Origin of the sequence: Streptomyces qaidamensis, assembly GCF_001611795.1 — a bacterium.
Lineage (GTDB): Bacteria > Actinomycetota > Actinomycetes > Streptomycetales > Streptomycetaceae > Streptomyces > Streptomyces qaidamensis.
Genome location: NZ_CP015098.1, coordinates 2,406,366 through 2,421,704, shown reverse-complemented (window position 1 = coordinate 2,421,704; position 15,339 = coordinate 2,406,366). Strand labels below are relative to the sequence as shown.

Below are 15,339 nucleotides of genomic sequence, written 5' to 3'. Positions count from 1 at the left end.
CCCGCGGCGTTCTGTATCAGCCATTGATACGCGCGAACGACGCCTCACCCCGGTCTGAGAGAATTGACCACGTGATCTCCCGAATCGATCTGCGCGGCGACGCCCTCGTCGAGGGCCCCGCCCTGCGCGACCTGCTGCCCCGAGCCGACTTCGACGTAGCGGCCGCCCTGGAGAAGGTGCGTCCGATCTGTGAGGACGTGCATCATCGGGGCGACGCGGCGCTGATCGACGCCGCCGAGCGGTTCGACGGGGTCAGGCTCGATCAGGTACGGGTGCCGGCCGCCGCGCTCGAGCGCGCGCTGGAGGAGCTCGACCCGGCCGTGCGCGCGGCCCTGGAGGAGTCCATCCGCCGCGCCCGGATCGTCCACCGCGTGCAGCGCCGCGAGACGCACACCACCCAGGTCGTGCCCGGCGGCAGCGTCACCGAGAAGTGGGTGCCGGTCGACCGCGTCGGGCTCTACGCGCCCGGCGGCCGGTCCGTGTACCCGTCCTCCGTGATCATGAACGTGGTGCCCGCGCAGGAGGCCGGCGTCGGGTCCGTCGCGCTCGCCTCACCCGCCCAGGCCGACTTCGGCGGCCTGCCGCACCCGACGATCCTCGCCGCCTGCGCGCTGCTCGGCGTCGACGAGGTGTACGCCGCCGGCGGCGCCACGGCCGTCGCGATGTTCGCCTACGGCACCGAGTCCTGCGCGCCCGCGAACATGGTCACCGGCCCGGGCAACATCTGGGTCGCCGCCGCCAAGCGCTACTTCACCGGCCGGATCGGCATCGACGCCGAGGCCGGCCCGACCGAGATCGCCGTCCTCGCCGACGACACGGCCGACCCGGTGCACGTCGCCTCCGACCTGATCAGCCAGGCCGAGCACGACCCGCTGGCCGCCGCCGTCCTCGTCACCGACTCCGTCGAGCTCGCCGACGCGGTCGAGAAGGAGCTGGAGCCGCAGGTCGCGGCCACCAAGCACGTCGATGACCGGATCGTCCCGGCCCTGTCCGGCAGGCAGTCCGCGATCGTGCTGGTCGACGGTGTCGACGAGGGCCTCAAGGTCGTCGACGCGTACGGCGCCGAGCACCTGGAGATCCAGACGGCCGACGCCGCCGCCGTCGCCGACCGGGTCCGCAACGCCGGCGCGATCTTCATCGGCCCCTGGGCCCCGGTCTCCCTCGGCGACTACGCGGCCGGCTCCAACCACGTCCTGCCCACCGGCGGCTGCGCCTGCCACTCCTCGGGCCTGTCCGTCCAGTCCTTCCTGCGCGGCATCCACATCGTCGACTACACGCGGGACGCGCTGGCCGACGTCGCGCACCACGTGGTGACGCTGGCGGAGGCGGAGGACCTGCCGGCCCACGGCGCGGCGATCAAGGCGAGGTTCGGCTGGAAGGTGCCCGAGAGCAAGTGAACGACGTACGCATCGACGATCTCCCCGTACGCGACGAGCTGCGCGGCAAGTCCCCCTACGGCGCGCCCCAGCTGGACGTCCCCGTACGGCTGAACACCAACGAGAACCCCTACCCGCTGCCCGAGCCGCTGGTCGAACGCATCGCCGAGCGGGTCCGGGAAGCCGCCCGGAACCTCAACCGCTACCCGGACCGCGACGCGGTCGAGCTGCGCACCCGCCTGGCGGAGTACCTGACGGACACGTCCGGCCATGAAGTCGGCGTCGCCAACGTCTGGGCGGCCAACGGCTCCAACGAGGTCATCCAGCAGCTGCTGCAGACCTTCGGCGGACCGGGCCGCACCGCCATCGGCTTCGAGCCGTCGTACTCGATGCACGGCCTCATCGCGCGCGGCACCGGCACCGGCTGGATCTCCGGCCCCCGCAACGAGGACTTCACGATCGACCTCGCCGCCGCCGAGAAGGCCATCGCCGAGAACCAGCCGGACGTCGTCTTCGTCACCACCCCCAACAACCCCACCGGCACCGCCGTCCCGCCCGAGACGGTCCTCGCGCTGTACGAGGCCGCACAGGCGGCGAAGCCGTCGATGGTGGTGGTCGACGAGGCGTACATCGAGTTCAGCCACGGCGACTCGCTGCTGCCGCTGATCGACGGCCGCCCGAACCTGGTCGTCTCCCGCACCATGTCGAAGGCGTTCGGCGCGGCCGGCCTGCGCCTCGGCTACCTCGCGGCACACCCGGCCGTCGTCGACGCCGTCCAGCTGGTCCGGCTGCCCTACCACCTGTCTGCCGTGACCCAGGCGACCGCCCTGGCCGCCCTGGAACACACCGGCACCCTGCTGGGCTACGTCGAGCAGCTCAAGACCGAACGGGACCGCCTGGTCACCGAACTGCTCGCGACCGGATACGAGGTGACCGCCTCCGACGCGAACTTCGTGCAGTTCGGCCGGTTCGAGGACTCCCACGAGACCTGGCGGAAGATCCTCGACCGGGGCGTCCTGGTCCGGGACAACGGCGTGCCCGGCTGGCTCCGGGTCACCGCCGGAACCCCCGAAGAGAACGACGCGTTCCTCGACGCGGTACGTGCACTGAAGAAGGAGCAGAGTTCATGAGCCGCACCGGACGCGTGGAGCGGACGACCAAGGAGACCTCGGTCCTCGTCGAGATCGACCTCGACGGCACGGGCAAGACGGAGATCTCCACCGGCGTCGGCTTCTACGACCACATGCTCGACCAGCTCGGCCGCCACGGTCTGTTCGACCTCACCGTGAAGACCGAGGGCGATCTGCACATCGACTCGCACCACACCATCGAGGACACCGCCCTCGCCCTCGGCGCCGCCTTCAAGCAGGCCCTCGGCGACAAGGTGGGCATCTACCGCTTCGGCAACTGCACGGTCCCGCTGGACGAGTCCCTCGCCCAGGTCACCGTCGACCTGTCCGGCCGCCCCTACCTCGTGCACACCGAGCCCGAGAAGATGGCGCCGATGATCGGCGAGTACGACACCACCATGACCCGGCACATCCTGGAGTCCTTCGTGGCCCAGGCGCAGATCGCGCTGCACGTGCACGTGCCCTACGGACGCAACGCGCACCACATCGTGGAGTGCCAGTTCAAGGCGCTCGCCCGGGCCCTGCGCTACGCCTCCGAGCGCGACCCGCGCGCGGCCGGCATCCTCCCGTCCACGAAGGGCGCCCTGTGAACGGCATCTCCACCCTGCTGATCGTCGTGGGTCTCTTCCTCGTCGGCGGGATCTACTCCTTCATCAAGCAGAAGATGCCCAAGGGCCTGATCGTGCTGCTGTCGATCGGCGCCGCGATGTGCCTGGTGGCCGGCGTCGTGAGGCTGGAGGTGTGGAATTGAGCAGCCCCCTGAAGCAGAAGAAGGTCGTCGTCTTCGACTACGGCTTCGGCAACGTCCGTTCCGCCGAGCGCGCCCTCGCGCGCGCGGGAGCCGACGTGGAGATCACGCGTGACTACGACAAGGCCCTGAACGCCGACGGCCTGCTGGTGCCCGGCGTCGGCGCCTTCGCCTCCTGCATGACCGGCCTGCGCGAGGCGCGCGGCGACTGGATCGTCGACCGCCGGCTCTCCGGCGGCCGCCCGGTCATGGGCATCTGCGTCGGCATGCAGATCCTCTTCGCGCGCGGCATCGAGCACGGCGTTCAGAGCGAGGGCCTCGACGAATGGCCCGGCTCGGTCGAGCCGCTCCAGGCCGACATCGTGCCCCACATGGGCTGGAACACCGTCGAAGCGGCCCCCGGTTCGCAGCTGTTCGCCGGCCTCGACCCGGACGCCCGCTTCTACTTCGTGCACTCCTACGCCGTCCACGACTGGTCGCTTCAGACGCACAACCCGGCGATGACGGCCCCCAAGGTCACCTGGTCCACCCACGGCAAGCCGTTCGTCGCCGCCGTCGAGAACGGTGCCCTGTGGGCCACGCAGTTCCACCCCGAGAAGTCCGGCGACGCCGGAGCCCAGCTCCTCACCAACTGGATCGGAACACTGTGAGCAAGCTCGAACTCCTCCCCGCCGTCGACGTCCGCGACGGCCAGGCCGTCCGCCTGGTGCACGGCGAGTCCGGCTCGGAGACCTCCTACGGCTCCCCGCTGGAGGCAGCCCTCGCCTGGCAGCGCTCGGGGGCCGAATGGCTGCACCTGGTCGACCTCGACGCCGCCTTCGGCACCGGGAACAACCGCGAGCTGATCGCCGAGGTCGCCGGCGCCATGGACATCAAGGTGGAGCTGTCCGGCGGCATCCGCGACGACGACACCCTCGCCGCCGCCCTCGCCACCGGCTGCAAGCGCGTCAACCTGGGCACGGCCGCCCTGGAGACCCCCGAGTGGGTCGCCAAGGTCATCGCCGAGCACGGCGACCAGATCGCCGTCGGTCTCGACGTCCGCGGCACGACCCTGCGCGGCCGCGGCTGGACCCGCGACGGCGGCGACCTCTACGAGACGCTGGCGCGCCTCGACAAGGAGGGCTGCGCCCGGTACGTCGTCACCGACATCGCCAAGGACGGCACGCTCCAGGGCCCCAACCTGGAACTGCTGCGCAACGTGTGCGCCGCCACCGACCGCCCGGTCGTGGCCTCCGGCGGGGTTTCCTCGCTCGACGACCTGCGCGCCATCGCCGACCTGGTCCCGCTCGGTGTCGAGGGCGCCATCGTCGGGAAGGCGCTGTACGCGAAGGCGTTCACCCTGGAAGAGGCCTTGGAGGCTGTGTCGTCATGACCGTACGGCGTGTGCAGAGCGGAAGTCCCTGGGAAGAGTCCTTCGGTTTTGCACGCGCCGTAGCGGCGGGCGACCGCGTGCTGGTAGCGGGCACGACCGCCTTCAAGGGCGACGTGCTCTACGGCGAGGGCGACCCGTACGAGCAGGCCAAGGTGGCCTTCACCACCGCCCTGGAGGCGATCGCCGAGTTCGGGCTCACCCCCGAGTCCGTGATCCGCACCCGTGTGTGCCTGGCACACGCCCGGGACGTCGACGCGGTGGGCCGCGCCCACAAGGAGCTGTTCGACGCCGTACGCCCGGTCACGACCCTGCTGATCGTGCAGGGCTTCATGGACTCCCGGGTCCTGGTGTCGGTGGAAGTGGAAGCATTCAGAGGGACACCCTCAGAGGAACACTAGAGGAGCACGATTCATGACCCTGGCGGTCCGAGTCATCCCCTGCCTGGACGTGGACAACGGCCGGGTCGTCAAGGGCGTCAACTTCCAGAACCTGCGCGACGCGGGCGACCCCGTCGAGATGGCCAAGGTGTACGACGCCGAGGGCGCCGACGAGCTGACGTTCCTGGACATCACCGCCTCGTCGGGCAACCGCGAGACCACCTACGACGTCGTGCGCCGCACGGCCGAGCAGGTGTTCATCCCGCTCACGGTCGGCGGCGGCGTCCGCACCCCCGAGGACGTGGACAAGCTGCTGCGCGCGGGCGCGGACAAGGTCGGCGTCAACACCGCCGCCATCGCCCGCCCCGACCTGATCCGCGAGATCGCCGAGCGCTTCGGCCGCCAGGTCCTGGTCCTGTCGGTCGACGCCCGCCGCACCGAGTCGGGCTCCTTCGAGGTCACCACCCACGGCGGCCGCAAGGGCACCGGCATCGACGCCGTCGAATGGGCCCACCGGGCCGCGGAACTCGGCGCGGGCGAGATCCTGCTCAACTCGATGGACGCCGACGGCACCAAGGACGGCTACGACCTGGAGATGATCCGGGCCGTACGGAAGCACGTCACGGTCCCGGTCATCGCCTCGGGCGGCGCCGGCCGGCTCACCGACTTCCCCCCGGCCGTCGAGGCCGGCGCGGACGCGGTGCTGGCCGCGTCGGTGTTCCACTTCGGGGACCTGCGGATCGGCCAGGTCAAGGAGACGCTGCGGGGGGCGGGTCACCCGGTGCGGTGACACACCCCACGGGGAGCCCCGGCCCGCGCGATGCGGCCGGGGCTTTCCCCTGTCCCTCAGATCCCGAGCTGCTTCGTCTCGTGGAGCTTCGCGATCGCGTTCTCGTCGCCGTCCAGGTCGACCTTGGCCGCGCTCTGACGGCCGTAGGAGAACAGGACCAGTTCGGACGGCTCGCCGGTCACGGTGACCACCGGCGTGCCGCGGTGCGCCACCGCCGTCTGGCCGTCCGGGCGGCGCAGCACCAGGCCCGTCGGGACCCCGCGGCCCATCAGGCGGGCGGTGCGCTCCAGACGGGACCACAGGGCGTCCTGGAACACCGGGTCGAGATCGCGCGGCGACCAGTCGGGCTGGGCGCGGCGCACGTCCTCGGTGTGGACGTAGAACTCGATGATGTTCGACGCCTCGTCGACCGGCTTCAGGGAGAAGGGCGAGAAACGCGGCGGGCCCGTACGGATCAGCTGGATCAGCTCCTCGTACGGCTTGTCGGTGTACTCCGCCATCACCTTGTCCAGACGTGGCGCGAGCTGCTTGATCAGCATCCCGCCGGCGGCGTCCGGGCGGCGTTCGCGCACCACCACGTGCGCGGCGAGGTCCCGGGTGGTCCAGCCCTCGCACAGGGTGGGCGCGTCCGGGCCCGCGGTCTCCAACAGGTCGGCGAGGAGAAGTCGTTCACGCTTGGCATGGGTCGACATGCGGCCCAGCCTACGGCCGGCTCCCCGGTCCGCCCAGTGGACACTCCACCAGGCACCTCAGTGGCGCGCGGCACAATGGTCGGCATGACCAGCAAGCCCGCCCGTCGCCCGGCCACCGCCCCTCACGGAGGCGCTTCGCACCACAGTGCTCCATCCGGCCGCCTCGACCCGGAGATCGCCGCGCGCCTCAAGCGCAGCCCCGACGGTCTCCTGCCCGCCATCGCACAGCAGTACGACACCGGAGAGGTGCTCATGCTCGGCTGGATGGACGACGAGGCGCTGCACCGCACCCTGACCACCGGCCGCTGTACCTACTGGTCGCGCAGCCGCCGGGAGTACTGGGTCAAGGGCGACACCTCCGGCCACTTCCAGTGGGTGAAGTCCGTCGCCCTGGACTGCGACGCCGACACCGTGCTCGTCAAGGTCGACCAGGTCGGCGCCGCCTGCCACACCGGCGCGCGCACCTGCTTCGACACCGACGTGCTGCTCAAGGACGGCGGTTCCGACGGCTCCGCCACGGATCAGTAAGGTCAGCCGCCATGGACCTCGAGACCTTCCGCAAGCTCGCCACCGACCGGCGGGTCATCCCCGTCACCCGCAAGCTCCTCGCCGACGGCGACACCCCGGTCGCGCTCTACCGCAAGCTCGCCGCCGAGCGCCCCGGCACCTTCCTGCTGGAGTCCGCGGAGAACGGCCGCTCATGGTCCCGGTACTCCTTCGTGGGCGTGCGGTCCGCCGCGACACTGACCGCACGCGACGGGCAGGCCCACTGGCTCGGCGCCCCGCCCGTCGGCGTCCCCACGGACGGCGACCCCCTCGCCGCCCTGCGCGCCACCATCGAGGCCCTGCACACCCCCCACCAGGAGGGCATGCCGCCCTTCACCGGCGGCATGGTCGGCTACCTCGGCTACGACATCGTCCGCCGCCTGGAGAAGATCGGCCCCGGCGAGCGCGACGACCTGAAGCTGCCCGAGCTGACCATGCTCCTCACCAGCGACCTGGCCGTCATGGACCACTGGGAGGGCTCGGTCCTGCTGATCGCCAACGCGATCAACCACAACGACCTGGACACCGGCGTCGACGAGGCACACGCCGACGCCGTCGCCCGCCTCGACGCCATGGAGGCCGACCTCTCCCGCCCGGTCGCCCAGCCCCCCGCCGTCCTGCCGCCCTCCGAGCTCCCCGAGTACACCGCGCTGTGGGGCGGCCCCGACTTCCAGGTGGCCGTCGAGGACATCAAGGAGCGCATCCGGGCCGGCGAGGCCTTCCAGGTGGTCCCCTCCCAGCGCTTCGAGACACCGTGCACGGCGAGCGCGCTGGACGTCTACCGGGTCCTGCGGGCCACCAACCCGTCCCCGTACATGTACCTGTTCCGCTTCGACGGGTTCGACGTCGTCGGCTCGTCCCCCGAAGCCCTGGTCAAGGTCGAGGACGGCCGGGCCATGGTCCACCCCATCGCCGGCACCCGCTGGCGCGGCGCCACCCCGCAGGAGGACCAGGCCCTCGCCGACGAGCTGCTCGCCGACCCCAAGGAGCGCGCCGAGCACCTCATGCTCGTCGACCTCGGCCGCAACGACCTGGGGCGGGTCTGCGAACCCGGCTCGGTCGAGGTGGTGGACTTCATGTCCGTCGAGCGGTACTCGCACGTCATGCACATCGTCTCGACGGTGACGGGCCGCGTGGCCGCCGGGCGCACCGCCTTCGACGTCCTCACCGCCTGCTTCCCGGCCGGCACCCTCTCCGGTGCCCCCAAGCCCCGCGCCATGCAGATCATCGACGAACTCGAACCGTCCCGGCGCGGGCTGTACGGCGGCTGCGTCGGCTACCTCGACTTCGCCGGCGACTCCGACACGGCCATCGCCATCCGCACGGCCCTCCTGCGGGACGGCACCGCCTACGTTCAGGCCGGGGCGGGCATCGTCGCCGACTCCGACCCGCTCGCCGAGGACACCGAGTGCCGCAACAAGGCGGCCGCGGTCCTGCGGGCCGTCCACACGGCGAACCGGCTGGGAAAGGCCTGAGATGAACCCCGGGTGACGGTTCGCCCGGGGTTCAGGCGATAGTGGGGTACGTGACTGCTGTACCTCACCCCCGTTCCGAAGCCCCCGGATCCGCCCGGGCCGGCCGCCTGAGCCTCGCCGTCGCCCTGCTGAGCGGCGCGCTCGGTGCCGCCGTGGCGCTGCTCGCCACCCGGCAGCAGTGGTCGCAGGGCACGGCGACGGTGGCCGGTGGCGCCTTCCCCCTGACCGCCAAGGGCAGCGACGTCACGGGCGTGCCCGCGGCGCTCGCCATAGTGGGCCTCGCCGCGCTCGTCGCCGTCTTCGCCGTGCGCCGCGCCGGCCGCCTCGCCGTCGCCGCGCTGCTGGCGCTCTCCGGCGCCGGCATCATCACCACGGCCCTGCTCGGCGCCTCCGACAGCTCCGCGCTCGACGAGCAGGCCGCCCAGGCCTCCGGTGACACCTCGGCCGCCGTCGACACCCTCAGCCACACCGCCTGGCCGTACGTCGCGGTCGCCGGCGGTGTCCTGATCCTCCTGGCCGGGCTGCTCGCCCTGCGCTACGGCCGGCTGTGGCCCGCCATGTCCGGCCGCTACGAGCGGGGCGGCACGCCCCAGCCGCGCCGCAAGGCCCCCGCCGTCGACCCCGACCGGCCCGAGGACCTGTGGAAGGCGCTCGACCGCGGCGAGGACCCGACCGGGGCCTGAGCCCACACGGGGGACCGGGCCGGCCGGGGGAGTACCCCCGCTCACCGCGCGGGCGTGCGTGCGGGACAATGGGCCCGAGCGTCCTGCTCAGACACGCACACAGCAACGAGGAGCAAGCAATGGCGGGCAGCAGCCACGGTCACACCCCGGCCGCCTGGACCGGTGTCACGATCGCCTTCATCGGTTTCTGCGTCTCGGGCGCGTTCATGGTGCTGGACCAGCCGGTGGGCTTCTGGGCGGGCATGGTGGTCGTACTGCTCGGCGGTGTCGTCGGCGGCATCATGCGGATGATGGGCCTCGGCCAGCCCAAGGAAGCGCACCAGCCGCACCGGATGACCGGCGACCGTGAGCCGGCCGGCGCCGGGAGCTGATCCCGCGCCACGGCACGTCCTCGCGTGAGGGGCGGCCGGCACAGGAGTGCCGGAACCGCCCCTCACGCGTGCGCGGGGCACAATGCGTACCGTGAACGTCGAGAGCCGAAGGGTGACGCCGAGCGTCCCGAGCCGCCTGGCCGTCCCCGCCGGGGTGCTCGCGGCCGCCGCCGCCGCCTTCGCCTACGTGGGCACCGTGGACCCCAACGAACCCGGCCACTACCCCGCCTGCCCGCTGCTGCGCTACACCGGCCTCTACTGCCCCGGCTGCGGCGGCCTGCGCAGCGCGCACGCCTTCGTCCACGGGGACCTCCTGGCGGCGCTGCACGCCAACGCCCTCGCGACCCTCGGCTATCTGGGCTTCGCCGTGCTGTGGACCGTATGGGTGGTGCGCGCGGTCCGCGGGCGGCCGCTGCGGATCGACCCCCGTCCGGGGCTGGTGTGGAGCCTCGGAGCGTTGCTGCTGGTCTTCACGGTTGTCCGGAACCTGCCCTTCGGTGGCTGGCTCCATCCTTGATCAACAGGCTGATGTCCGAGTAGTGGGACCGGCGTCAACCGGATGCGAGGCCTACGCCCCGCTGCGGATACCATCGCAGTGGCCATCGGTTTCCTGATCGGTCGCTGGAACGGTCAAGAGTCTGGAAGGGGGCCGCTCGCGTGAGTGTGCTCGACGAGATCATCGACGGAGTCCGTGCCGACCTCGCGGAGCGGCAGGCGCGCGTCAGCCTCGACGAGCTCAAGGAGCGCGCGGCGAAGGCGCCCGCGGCCAAGGACGGCGCGGCCGCACTGCGCGGCGACGGCGTCAAGGTCATCTGCGAGGTCAAGCGCTCCAGCCCGTCCAAGGGCGCGCTGGCCGCGATCGCCGACCCGGCCGGACTCGCCGCGGACTACGAGGCGGGCGGCGCGGCCGTCATCTCCGTCCTCACCGAGGAGCGCCGCTTCGGCGGCTCGCTCGCCGACCTGGAGGCGGTCCGCGCCCGGGTGGACATCCCGGTGCTGCGCAAGGACTTCATCGTCACGTCGTACCAGCTGTGGGAGGCCCGCGCCTACGGCGCCGACGTGGTGCTGCTGATCGTCGCCGCCCTCGACCAGCCCGCCCTGGAATCCCTCATCGAGCGCGCCGAGTCCATCGGGCTCACGCCGCTCGTCGAGGTGCACGACGAGGACGAGGTCGAGCGCGCGGTCGACGCCGGCGCCCGCGTGATCGGTGTCAACGCGCGCAACCTCAAGACCCTGGAGGTCGACCGCGGCACCTTCGAGCGGGTGGCGCCGGAGATCCCCGATCACATCATCAAGATCGCCGAATCCGGCGTCCGGGGTCCGCACGACCTCATCGCCTACGCCAACGCCGGCGCCGACGCGGTGCTGGTCGGCGAGTCCCTCGTCACCGGCAAGGACCCGAGGACGGCGGTCTCGGACCTGGTGGCGGCCGGCGAGCACCCCGCACTCCGGCACGGCCGGAGCTGATCACCCGCTAGGCTTGCCCCGATGACTGCCACCCTGACGACCGTGGACCGGTACGCCCGCCTCGCGCGCGGCTGCCGCCCCCGCGGCTGCCGCGCGCCCGCGCGCCGTGTCCACGGCCGCCGCGTCCGGTACGTCATCGGTGACGAACCCGGGCAGGTCAACGGCATGCGATGGCAGCGCGCCCTCTAGGGGCGCGGGGAACTGCGCGACCAGCCCCGACGGGCCCGCAGCCGACAGACCGTCCTCGCCCCCACGGCGATCAGTGATCAACACACACTCACCGTGAGGTATTCGCATGCCCAGCCAGTTCTTCATCCCCGACCCCGAGGGTCAAACCCCCAGCCCCGAAGGCTACTTCGGGGCGTTCGGCGGCAAGTTCATCCCCGAGGCCCTCGTCGCAGCCGTCGACGAGGTGGCCGTCGAGTACGACAAGGCCAAGCACGACCCCGAGTTCGCCAGGGAACTCGACGACCTCCTGGTCAACTACACCGGCCGTCCCTCGGCGCTCACCGAGGTTCCCCGCTTCGCCGCGGAAGCGGGCGGCGCCCGGATCTTCCTGAAGCGGGAAGACCTCAACCACACCGGATCCCACAAGATCAACAACGTCCTCGGCCAGGCCCTGCTCACCAAGCGCATGGGCAAGACCCGGGTCATCGCCGAGACGGGCGCCGGACAGCACGGCGTCGCCACGGCCACCGCCTGTGCGCTGTTCGGCCTCGACTGCACGATCTACATGGGCGAGATCGACACCCGGCGCCAGGCTCTCAACGTGGCCCGGATGCGCATGCTCGGCGCCGAGGTCATCGCGGTGAAGTCCGGCAGCCGCACGCTGAAGGACGCCATCAACGAGGCCTTCCGCGACTGGGTCGCCAACGTCGACCACACCCACTACCTCTTCGGCACCGTCGCCGGACCGCACCCCTTCCCGGCCATGGTCCGCGACTTCCACCGGGTCATCGGCGTCGAGACCCGCCGCCAGCTCCTGGAGCGCGCCGGACGCCTGCCCGACGCGGCCGTCGCCTGTGTCGGCGGCGGTTCCAACGCCATCGGTCTCTTCCACGCCTTCATCCCGGACGCCGACGTCCGTCTCATCGGCTGCGAGCCGGCCGGGCACGGCGTCGAGACCGGGGAGCACGCCGCGACCCTCACCGCCGGCGAACCCGGCATCCTGCACGGCTCCCGCTCCTACGTCCTCCAGGACGAGGAGGGCCAGATCACCGAGCCGTACTCGATCTCGGCCGGTCTGGACTACCCGGGCATCGGCCCGGAGCACTCGTACCTGAAGGACTCCGGCCGCGGCGAGTACCGCGCGGTCACCGACGACGCGGCGATGCAGGCCCTGCGCCTGCTGTCGCGCACCGAGGGCATCATCCCGGCCATCGAGAGCGCCCACGCGCTGGCCGGGGCCCTGGAGGTCGGCAGGGAGCTGGGCGAGGACGGGCTGATCGTGGTCAACCTGTCCGGCCGCGGCGACAAGGACATGGACACCGCCGCGCGCTACTTCGGCCTGTACGACACCGACGCCGAGGTCGCCGAGGACGCCTCCGGCACCGCCGAGATCGAAGGGGACGCCAAGTGAGCGGGAACATCCAGCTGTTGAGCGACACCCTCGCCGCGGCGAAGTCCGAAGGGCGCTCCGCCCTCATCGCCTACCTCCCGGCCGGGTTCCCGACCGTGGACGGCGGCATCGAGGCGATCAAGGCCGTCATCGACGGCGGCGCCGACGTCGTCGAGGTGGGCCTGCCGCACAGCGACCCCGTCCTCGACGGCCCGGTCATCCAGACCGCCGACGACATCGCCCTGCGCGGCGGCGTCAAGATCGCCGACGTGATGCGCACGGTCCGCGAGGCGCACGCCGCCACCGGCAAGCCCATCCTCGTCATGACGTACTGGAACCCCATCGACCGCTACGGCGTCGAGCGGTTCACCGCCGAGCTCGCCGAGGCGGGCGGCGCCGGGTGCATCCTGCCCGACCTGCCCGTGCAGGAGTCCGCACTGTGGAGGGAGCACGCGGAGAAGCACGGTCTCGCCACCGTCTTCGTCGTCGCGCCCAGCAGCAAGGACGAGCGGCTCGCGCAGATCACCGCGGCGGGCAGCGGCTTCGTCTACGCCGCCTCCCTCATGGGCGTCACCGGCACCCGCGCCAGCGTCAGCAATCAGGCCCAGGACCTGGTGGAACGCACCCGGGCCACGGGGACGGGCCTCCCGGTCTGCGTCGGGCTCGGCGTCTCCAACCCCGCCCAGGCCGCCGAGGTCGCGGGCTTCGCCGACGGCGTGATCGTCGGCTCGGCCTTCGTCAAGGCCATGCTGGACGCCCCGGACGACGCGGCCGGTGTGGAGGCCGTGCGCGTCCTCGCCGGTGACCTCGCCAAGGGCGTGCGCGGACAGGCGTAAGAACGCCGGAAGTCATACAGGTCCCTCGTACGGGTGGACCTGGGGCCGGGGAGGCGCGGTGCGCCTCCCCGGTTCGTTTCCGGGGTGTGAGCGAGAAGAACCGTGAGGGAAAGCGCACCGCCCGGGAGAAGCTGGCGGTCGAGCGCGAGAAGCAGAAGTCCGCGGACAAGCGCCGGCGCGCGCTGATCGTGGGCGGCGCCGTCGTCGCCGTCCTGGGACTCGCGGCGGTGATCGGCGTCGTCGCGGCCAACGTCGGCAAGGACGACGACAGCGAGGCCTCGGGCCCGGTCGTGGCCCCCTCGGGAGCGCAGGGCAAGGACGGCCTCGCGATCCCGGTCGGCAAGGACAGCGCCAAGTCCACGCTCACGGTGTGGGAGGACTTCCGCTGCCCCGCGTGCAAGTCCTTCGAGACGGCGTACCGGCCGGTGATCCACGAGCTGACGAACGCCGGTCAGCTGAAGGTCGAGTACCACCTGGTCACCCTCATCGACGGCAACATGCGCGGCACCGGCTCCCGCAACGCCGCCAACGCCGCCGCCTGCGCCCAGGACGCCGGGAAGTTCCCCGCGTACCACGACGTGCTCTTCGACAACCAGCCCCCGGAGGTCGACGACGCCTACGCGGACAACGGCAAGCTGATCGAACTGGCCGGCAAGGTCGACGGCCTGGACACCCCGGCCTTCCGCGCGTGCGTCGAGGACGGCAAGCACAACGGCTGGGTCGCCAAGTCCCACCAGGCCTTCGACAAGGGCGACTTCTCGGGCACGCCCACCGTGCTGTTCGACGGCAAGAACATCTACCAGGACCGGACGATGACGCCGGCCAAGCTGAAGCAGATGGTGCAGGAGGCGAACCAGGGGTAAGAACTTCTCACGCCCCCGTTATGGACCCGTAGCCGGGCCGCCCGCCCCCGGCCCGGCGCGGCACGGTAGCGTCGACCTTGCCATGGAACTTGCCTTCATTCCCAGCCCGTCGCGCGGGGTGCTGTATCTCGGCCCCATTCCGCTGCGCGGCTACGCGTTCTGCATCATCATCGGCGTCTTCGTCGCGGTCTGGCTCGGCAACAAGCGCTGGATCGCCCGGGGCGGGCGGGCCGGCACGGTGGCCGACATCGCTGTCTGGGCCGTGCCCTTCGGCCTCGTCGGCGGCCGCCTCTACCACGTGATCACGGACTACGAGCTGTACTTCAGCGAGGGCCGCGACTGGGTGGACGCCTTCAAGATCTGGGAGGGCGGCCTCGGCATCTGGGGCGCGATCGCGCTCGGCGCGGTGGGCGCCTGGATCGGCTGCCGCCGCCGTGGCATCCCGCTGCCCGCTTACGCCGACGCCATCGCCCCCGGCATCGCCTTCGCCCAGGCGATCGGCCGCTGGGGCAACTGGTTCAACCAGGAGCTGTACGGCAAGCCCACCGATCTTCCCTGGGCCCTGGAGATCACCTCCTCGGCGGACGGGCGGGTCCCGGGCACCTACCACCCGACGTTCCTGTACGAGTCGCTGTGGTGCATCGGCGTGGCGTTCCTGGTCATCTGGGCGGACCGCCGCTTCCGGCTGGGGCACGGCCGGGCGTTCGCGCTGTACGTCGCCGCGTACTGCACGGGCCGGGCGTGGATCGAGTACATGCGGGTCGACGACGCCCACCACATCCTGGGCCTCCGGCTGAACGTGTGGACCGCGATCCTGGTGTTCCTGCTCGCGGTGACGTACCTGGTGGTGTCGTCGAAGAAGCGGCCCGGGCGGGAGGACGTCGTGGAACCGGGTGCCGCGGCCTCCGGTGAGGACGCCGGCAGCGATGAGAACTCCGGGGACACCGGCAAGGACGAAGAGGTCGCGGACGGGCCCGCGACGGACCCGGCCAAGAACGAGGCCGGGTCCGGGAAGAAGACCTGACGGCCCGCCCCATGTGACATGCCGAGAGCGC

The 15,339-nt window shown here is 71.7% G+C and carries 19 protein-coding genes and 1 pseudogene; 19 read left to right on the top strand and 1 reads right to left on the bottom strand.

Annotated features, from left to right (window positions below):
* Nucleotides 1-71: 71 nt before the first annotated feature.
* The 8 genes from hisD to hisF are packed head-to-tail and all read left to right on the top strand — an operon-like array spanning nucleotide 72 to nucleotide 5,793.
* Nucleotides 72-1,397 (top strand): histidinol dehydrogenase, encoded by a 1,326-nt coding sequence (hisD, locus tag A4E84_RS10605; RefSeq protein WP_062926314.1) that lies wholly within the window; start codon nucleotides 72-74, stop codon nucleotides 1,395-1,397.
* Nucleotides 1,394-2,506 (top strand): histidinol-phosphate transaminase, encoded by a 1,113-nt coding sequence (locus tag A4E84_RS10600; protein ID WP_062926313.1) that lies wholly within the window; start codon nucleotides 1,394-1,396, stop codon nucleotides 2,504-2,506. Before hisD ends, A4E84_RS10600 begins: the two co-directional genes overlap by 4 nt.
* Nucleotides 2,503-3,096, top strand: a complete 594-nt coding sequence (gene hisB / locus A4E84_RS10595) for an imidazoleglycerol-phosphate dehydratase HisB (RefSeq protein ID WP_003989586.1) — start codon at nucleotides 2,503-2,505, stop codon at nucleotides 3,094-3,096. The genes A4E84_RS10600 and hisB overlap by 4 nt, the downstream gene beginning before the upstream one ends.
* The gene (locus A4E84_RS43370; RefSeq protein ID WP_033310524.1) at nucleotides 3,093-3,257 is read left to right on the top strand and encodes a hypothetical protein; all 165 of its coding nucleotides are present in this window, start codon (nucleotides 3,093-3,095) and stop codon (nucleotides 3,255-3,257) included. The genes hisB and A4E84_RS43370 overlap by 4 nt, the downstream gene beginning before the upstream one ends.
* Nucleotides 3,254-3,904, top strand: coding sequence for an imidazole glycerol phosphate synthase subunit HisH (gene hisH, locus A4E84_RS10590; protein WP_062926312.1), 651 nt, complete (start codon nucleotides 3,254-3,256; stop codon nucleotides 3,902-3,904). The genes A4E84_RS43370 and hisH overlap by 4 nt, the downstream gene beginning before the upstream one ends.
* On the top strand, nucleotides 3,901-4,626 hold the full coding sequence (gene priA / locus A4E84_RS10585) for a bifunctional 1-(5-phosphoribosyl)-5-((5-phosphoribosylamino)methylideneamino)imidazole-4-carboxamide isomerase/phosphoribosylanthranilate isomerase PriA (RefSeq protein WP_033310528.1): 726 nt from the start codon (nucleotides 3,901-3,903) through the stop codon (nucleotides 4,624-4,626). Before hisH ends, priA begins: the two co-directional genes overlap by 4 nt.
* Nucleotides 4,623-5,024 (top strand): RidA family protein, encoded by a 402-nt coding sequence (locus A4E84_RS10580; protein WP_062926311.1) that lies wholly within the window; start codon nucleotides 4,623-4,625, stop codon nucleotides 5,022-5,024. Before priA ends, A4E84_RS10580 begins: the two co-directional genes overlap by 4 nt.
* 13 nt (nucleotides 5,025-5,037) lie before the next feature.
* Nucleotides 5,038-5,793 (top strand): imidazole glycerol phosphate synthase subunit HisF, encoded by a 756-nt coding sequence (gene hisF / locus A4E84_RS10575; RefSeq protein ID WP_062926310.1) that lies wholly within the window; start codon nucleotides 5,038-5,040, stop codon nucleotides 5,791-5,793.
* A 56-nt stretch (nucleotides 5,794-5,849) separates the two neighbouring features.
* Here the strand turns inward: hisF and A4E84_RS10570 are convergent, their stop codons facing one another.
* Complete coding sequence (locus A4E84_RS10570) at nucleotides 5,850-6,485, bottom strand: TIGR03085 family metal-binding protein (RefSeq protein ID WP_062926309.1); 636 nt, start codon at nucleotides 6,483-6,485, stop codon at nucleotides 5,850-5,852.
* Nucleotides 6,486-6,569: 84 nt separating this feature from the next.
* Between A4E84_RS10570 and hisI the strand changes: the two genes are divergently transcribed.
* The 11 genes and pseudogenes from hisI (at nucleotide 6,570) to lgt (ending at nucleotide 15,308) form a co-directional block, all read left to right on the top strand.
* Nucleotides 6,570-7,013: a phosphoribosyl-AMP cyclohydrolase gene (gene hisI / locus A4E84_RS10565; protein WP_174569417.1), complete on the top strand. Its 444-nt coding sequence runs from the start codon at nucleotides 6,570-6,572 to the stop codon at nucleotides 7,011-7,013.
* 11 nt (nucleotides 7,014-7,024) lie between these two features.
* Nucleotides 7,025-8,506 (top strand): anthranilate synthase component I, encoded by a 1,482-nt coding sequence (locus A4E84_RS10560; RefSeq protein ID WP_062926308.1) that lies wholly within the window; start codon nucleotides 7,025-7,027, stop codon nucleotides 8,504-8,506.
* A 41-nt stretch (nucleotides 8,507-8,547) separates the two neighbouring features.
* Nucleotides 8,548-9,189: a TIGR02234 family membrane protein gene (locus A4E84_RS10555; RefSeq protein WP_062926307.1), complete on the top strand. Its 642-nt coding sequence runs from the start codon at nucleotides 8,548-8,550 to the stop codon at nucleotides 9,187-9,189.
* Between the two features lie 119 nt (nucleotides 9,190-9,308).
* Nucleotides 9,309-9,560, top strand: a complete 252-nt coding sequence (locus A4E84_RS10550; protein ID WP_062926306.1) for an HGxxPAAW family protein — start codon at nucleotides 9,309-9,311, stop codon at nucleotides 9,558-9,560.
* An 82-nt stretch (nucleotides 9,561-9,642) separates the two neighbouring features.
* Nucleotides 9,643-10,077 carry a DUF2752 domain-containing protein gene (locus tag A4E84_RS10545; protein ID WP_062926305.1) on the top strand — a complete coding sequence of 145 codons (435 nt, stop codon included), beginning with the start codon at nucleotides 9,643-9,645 and terminating at the stop codon, nucleotides 10,075-10,077.
* Between the two features lie 140 nt (nucleotides 10,078-10,217).
* Entirely contained in the window at nucleotides 10,218-11,027 is an 810-nt protein-coding gene (trpC, locus tag A4E84_RS10540; RefSeq protein WP_030848367.1) for an indole-3-glycerol phosphate synthase TrpC, read from the top strand.
* 21 nt (nucleotides 11,028-11,048) lie between these two features.
* A pseudogene (gene trpM, locus A4E84_RS45705) lies at nucleotides 11,049-11,313 on the top strand (tryptophan biosynthesis modulator TrpM).
* Nucleotides 11,314-11,322: 9 nt separating this feature from the next.
* On the top strand, nucleotides 11,323-12,606 hold the full coding sequence (gene trpB / locus A4E84_RS10535) for a tryptophan synthase subunit beta (protein WP_062926304.1): 1,284 nt from the start codon (nucleotides 11,323-11,325) through the stop codon (nucleotides 12,604-12,606).
* Nucleotides 12,603-13,421 (top strand): tryptophan synthase subunit alpha, encoded by an 819-nt coding sequence (trpA, locus tag A4E84_RS10530; RefSeq protein WP_062926303.1) that lies wholly within the window; start codon nucleotides 12,603-12,605, stop codon nucleotides 13,419-13,421. The genes trpB and trpA overlap by 4 nt, the downstream gene beginning before the upstream one ends.
* 86 nt (nucleotides 13,422-13,507) lie before the next feature.
* Entirely contained in the window at nucleotides 13,508-14,284 is a 777-nt protein-coding gene (locus A4E84_RS10525) for a DsbA family protein (RefSeq protein WP_062926302.1), read from the top strand.
* 82 nt (nucleotides 14,285-14,366) lie between these two features.
* Nucleotides 14,367-15,308: a prolipoprotein diacylglyceryl transferase gene (gene lgt, locus A4E84_RS10520; protein WP_062926301.1), complete on the top strand. Its 942-nt coding sequence runs from the start codon at nucleotides 14,367-14,369 to the stop codon at nucleotides 15,306-15,308.
* The last annotated feature ends 31 nt before the right edge of the window (nucleotides 15,309-15,339 follow it).

What these genes read in the sequence shown, in the direction of transcription:
- hisB (WP_003989586.1), top strand. Translation starts at nt 2,503, where the DNA reads ATGAGCCGCACCGGACGCGTGGAGCGGACGACCAAGGAGACCTCGGTC.
- A4E84_RS10580 (WP_062926311.1), top strand. Translation starts at nt 4,623, where the DNA reads ATGACCGTACGGCGTGTGCAGAGCGGAAGTCCCTGGGAAGAGTCCTTC.
- hisF (WP_062926310.1), top strand. Translation starts at nt 5,038, where the DNA reads ATGACCCTGGCGGTCCGAGTCATCCCCTGCCTGGACGTGGACAACGGC.
- A4E84_RS10570 (WP_062926309.1), bottom strand. Translation starts at nt 6,485, where the DNA reads ATGTCGACCCATGCCAAGCGTGAACGACTTCTCCTCGCCGACCTGTTG.
- hisI (WP_174569417.1), top strand. Translation starts at nt 6,570, where the DNA reads ATGACCAGCAAGCCCGCCCGTCGCCCGGCCACCGCCCCTCACGGAGGC.
- A4E84_RS10560 (WP_062926308.1), top strand. Translation starts at nt 7,025, where the DNA reads ATGGACCTCGAGACCTTCCGCAAGCTCGCCACCGACCGGCGGGTCATC.
- A4E84_RS10550 (WP_062926306.1), top strand. Translation starts at nt 9,309, where the DNA reads ATGGCGGGCAGCAGCCACGGTCACACCCCGGCCGCCTGGACCGGTGTC.
- A4E84_RS10545 (WP_062926305.1), top strand. Translation starts at nt 9,643, where the DNA reads ATGCGTACCGTGAACGTCGAGAGCCGAAGGGTGACGCCGAGCGTCCCG.
- trpB (WP_062926304.1), top strand. Translation starts at nt 11,323, where the DNA reads ATGCCCAGCCAGTTCTTCATCCCCGACCCCGAGGGTCAAACCCCCAGC.
- lgt (WP_062926301.1), top strand. Translation starts at nt 14,367, where the DNA reads ATGGAACTTGCCTTCATTCCCAGCCCGTCGCGCGGGGTGCTGTATCTC.